General features: G+C 72.8%; 1 protein-coding gene. It reads left to right on the forward strand.

What is annotated here, in order from left to right; all coding sequences use genetic code 11:
- The coding region (locus LzC2_RS20295; protein WP_171189853.1) for a WD40 repeat domain-containing serine/threonine protein kinase at window positions 1–4,650 on the forward strand (4,650 nt) is incomplete at its 5' end.
- Between the last annotated feature and the right edge of the window lie 94 nt (window positions 4,651–4,744).

A 4,744-nucleotide genomic window follows, 5' to 3' on the forward strand; every position in this document is an offset into this window, starting at 1 on the left:
CCCCCGCCCGACGTTCAGACCCTGTTCCTGCAAGCGGTCGAACTCGACGATCCGAGCGATCGAGCCGCCTTGCTGGACGACCGCTGCGCCGGCCGTCCGGCGCTGCGGGCGGAGGTGGAGGGATTGCTGGCCTCGCATGGAAAGGCGGGCGGCCCCCTCGATCGACCCGCGGCGTCCCGTGCATCGGCCCCGTCCGACCCCACCGCCGCGGACTACGCCGGCGCCACGGTGGTGGGAGATCCCGATGCGGGCGGGACGTCGGGCGGCGCGGGGGCGACGATCGAAGAGGAAGAGGCCGCCGCTCCCGATTTCGCACGGAAACTGGGCGGCTACGACATCCTGGCGACGGTCGGCCGCGGGGGGATGGGCGTGGTGCTCAAAGCCCGCGACCGGCACCTGGACCGGATCGTGGCGATCAAGGCGCTGGCCCCGGAACTGGCCGCGGACCCCACCGCCCGCCGCCGCTTCGCCCGGGAGGCGCGGGCCGCCGCCGCGGTGACGCATCCGCACGTCGTCACCATTCACGCCGTCGAACCGGACGGACCGACGCCGTTCCTGGTGATGGAGTACGTCGCCGGTCGATCGCTGCGGGAGAAGCTGGACGAGGAGGGGGCGCTGGAGGTCCGCGAAGTCTTGCGGATCGGTTCGCAGATCGCCGGCGGCCTCGCCGCCGCCCACGGGCAGGGCCTGATTCACCGCGACGTGAAGCCCGGCAACGTGCTGCTGGAGAACGGCGTGGAACGGGTGAAGCTGACGGACTTCGGCCTCGCCCGGGCCGTCGACGACGTGGCGATCACCCGGACCGGGCAGATCGCCGGCACGCCGCAGTTCATGTCGCCGGAGCAGGCCGAGGGGAAGCCGGTCGATTGTCGCAGCGACCTGTTCAGTCTGGGCAGCGTTCTGTACGCGATGTGCGCCGGCCGGCCGCCGTTCCGGGGCAACTCGACCGTCGCCGTGCTGCGTCGGGTCTGCGACGAGTCCCCCCGCCCGCTCCGCGAGGCGAACCCGGACGTCCCGCCGTGGCTGGCGGAGATCATCGATCGGTTGCTGGCGAAGAACCCGGCGGACCGGTTCGACACCGCCGCCGAGGTCGCCGCGGTTCTGGGCGGTCGTCTGGCGGAGTTGCAGAACCCGGACGCCGCCCGCCCGCCGCTGCGGTCCGGGCCCGTTCCGGCGTTCGTGGCTCCCCCCGCCGGGCCGCGGCGGGGGCGGTGGGCGCTCGCCGCGGCGACGCTTGCCGCCGTCCTGTTGGTCGGCGGGACCACCGAGGCGACCGGCGTCACGGAGGTGGTGCCCACGATCGTGCGAATGGTCCGCGGCGACGGCACGCTGGTACTGCGCACCGACGATCCGCACGTCGGCGTGACGATCGAAGGCGAGGATGTGGTGCTCACCGGCACGGGGCTGAGCGAGATTCGTCTCAAACCCGGTACGTACAAGGTGAAGGCGACGAAGGACGGCCGCGAGTTCACGGAACTAGTGACCGTGCGGCGCAACGGCCGCGAGGTGGTGAACGTGCGGTGGGAGTCCGCGAACGCGGGAGGCGGTAACGCCGGCGGGCCGCCGGTCGCGGCCGGCGCCCACGCGTCGAGGACGCTGGCCGGCGCCGAGACGGCGGGGTCGGCCGGCTCCGGCGAGTTGACGCCGGTTCGCGTGCTCTCCGGCCACGCCGGCGTGATCCGCGATCTGGCCTTCCTGCCGAACGGGATCGAGGCCGCCTCGGGCGGATCCGACAAAACGTTCCGCCTTTGGAACGTCGGCATCGGGCTTGAGATCTATCGCCGGGACTGCCCGCACTGGGTGTCCTCCGTGGCGATCTCCCCGGACGGCTCCCGGGCGGCGCTGGGCTACATCACCACGCGCCCGACGGCCGAGATCGAAGTGATCGACCTGGCGACGAAAGAGCAGGTGCACCTGTTGAAGGGTCCGCCGGGGCTGGTGCACGGGCTGGCCTATTCGCCGGACGGCGCCCGGCTGCTCGCCGTCGGTCAGAAGGGCGTCGGCCGGGTCTTCGACGCCGCTTCCGGCGAGCGGCTATACGAGTTCCGACACGGGGACGATCAGGTGTTCTCCGGGGAGTTCGCCCCCGACGGGCGGACGTTCGCGACCTGCTCGAACGACGTCCCGCAGATCGTGATCCGCGATGCCGCCGACGGCACAGCGATTCAGGAGATCGTCGCGCCGGAGAAAGCCGCGGTGACGGCGGTCCGGTTCTCGCCGGACGGAACCCGGCTCGCGGCGGCGACCACGCGGGAGATGATCCCGATCTTCGACGCCGGCAGCGGCGCTCAGCTGCGCGTCCTGCCCACGCCCGCGGCCGCCCGGGACGTGCGATTCCTGCCGGACGGGCGGTTGGCGTCCGGCTCGGGAGACGGCGGGATTCGCCTGTGGGATCCGCAAACCGGCGCCGCGCTGGCCGGTCGAAGTACGCTCACCTCGGGCGCTCAGCGGCTGGCCGTCAGTCCGGACGGGCGGGCGTTGCTCTCCGCGGGCGGCGATCCCCGCACGCTGCGGCGAGACGACGGCGATCACGCCCTCCGCCTCTGGCGCCTGCCGGAGCCGGGAACGGCGGACGTCCCGCAGCCCGACAGTCCCTTCACGCTCGTCCGCGAACTCGCCGGCCACGCCTCCGCGGTCAATGCGATCGCCGTCTACGACGGCGGCCGGCGGGCCGTCTCGGGCAGCGAAGAGAAGCGGATGCGCGTTTGGGACGTGCAGACCGGCGCTTTGCTGAAGACGATCGAAACGGGGACGGCGGTGAAATCCGTCGTGGTCGCGGCGGACGGCCGGTTTGCGATCGTCGGCACGATCAACCCCGCGGAGGTCCGCTGGTATGACTTGGAAAGCGGCGCCCTGGACCGTCGCATCGGCGTCCCGGGCGACGCCCGCGACCAGTTCGTTTCGGACCTCGCGCTCACGCCGGACGGCTCGCGGGTCGTGGCCGCCCGGTTGCGGGGCGGGCCGGTCGTGCTCGACGCCGCCACCGGGCGGACGATCCGCACGCTTGATCCGCCGAGCCGGCTGTCGGAGGCCGGGCCGGACGTCGGTTCGCTCTGTCTGGCCCTCTCGCCGGACGGCGCCCGGGCGGCGACCGGCTGGCACAGCAGCGGCCGGGACGGCGAGATCGTCGTCTGGGACCTCGACTCCGGCGAGGTTCTCGTTCAGCAGGACGTCGGGAGTAGCGCCGCGATGGATCTGGCCTTCTCGCCCGACGGCACGCGGCTGCTGACGGGCGACAGCGGCGGACGGCTGACGCTGCTCGACGCCGCCGACGGGGCGATCCTCCGCCGGTTCCGCGGCCACGACGACGCCGTCAGCGCCGTCGCCTTCCTGCCGGACGGAGCCCGTGCGCTCACCGGCGGCCTCGACGACGTGCTGACGCTCTGGGAGACCGCCAGCGGGGCCGAACTGGCGCGGCTCCGGCGTCCGGACAAGACGCTCCTGCATGCCACGCTCCTGCCGGACGGCCGCCGCGTCCTGACCGGAGGCGGCGGCTTCTGGGACGGCGAACGGGCCGTCCGCACCGGCGACTACGCCCTGCGGCTGTGGGAACTGCCGGGCGAAGACGCTCCGGCCGAAGCGGCGGAGCCCGCCGGTTCGCCTGCCGAAGCGCTCCCCGGCCTGATCGAGGACGTGCGGATCGAGGAGCTGGCCGACTTCATCCTTGCCCTCGCCTTCTCCCCGGACGGCACGCGGCTCGTCACCGGCGGGTCGTCGAGCGGAGCGGGCGGGGCGATCGTCTGGGATTCCCGCAACGGTCGGCGGAAGCGGGCCTTGGACGGGCATGACGGCCATAGCGTCGACGCCGCCGTCGTCCTGCCGGACGGCGAACGGGTCGTCACCGCCGGCCGGCAGGACGCGATCATCCTGTCCGACCTCTCCACCGGCGAGGTCCTCCGTCGGTTCGTGGGCCACACCGGGTTCGTCGCATGTCTGGCCGTCTCGTCCGACGGGTCGCGGATCGCCTCCGGCAGTTCCAACTGGGTTCGCAAGGACCGCGGCGATCTGACGGTGCGGGTCTGGGACGCGGAGACCGGGAAGGAACTCTGGCGGGCCGACATGCCGCCGACGGGCAACGGCTACGGGGCGGTGCACGACGTGACGTTCACGCCGGACGGGTCGCGGGTCGTCTCCGTCCATCACGCGGCCGAGGACGGCATCTCCGTGTGGGACGCGGCGACGGGCGAATTGGAGAAGCGGTTCTCCGGGCCGCACAGTTCGATCAAGTCCGCCGCCCTTTCCCCGGACGGCCGCACGCTCGCCACCGGACACGAAGCCGTGCAGGTGAAGGAACGTCGCTGGGACGACCCGGAGAACGCGGTGGTCCGCCTCTGGGATCTGGAACGCGGAGAGTTGACGCGGCGGTTCATCGGGCACGCCGGTCAGATCAACGCGGTCGCGTTCTCCCCGGACGGCGCCCGGCTGCTCTCGTGCAGCGGCAGTCAGTTCCTCAACGACGACTGGACGCCGGAGCCGTCCCGCGACAACACCCTTCGGCTCTGGGACGTGGAGACCGGGGCCGAACTCGCCCGCCAGCATTTGTCGGGCGGCGGGCAGGCCGCCGCGTTCGCGCCGGACGGGGCACGCGTCGTCTCGGCGACGGGGGGCACGAATCTGTGGGTGCAGATCTGGCGAACCCCGGCTCGATGAGCGGCGATGACGAACCCGACTCGGCCCCCGATCATCCGTCGTCAGCGGGTTGCGGGAGCGGCATCGGGGCGGGCGCTGGCGGCGGGGGTTGGTC

Source organism: Alienimonas chondri, assembly GCF_013036045.1.
Lineage (GTDB): Bacteria > Planctomycetota > Planctomycetia > Planctomycetales > Planctomycetaceae > Alienimonas > Alienimonas chondri.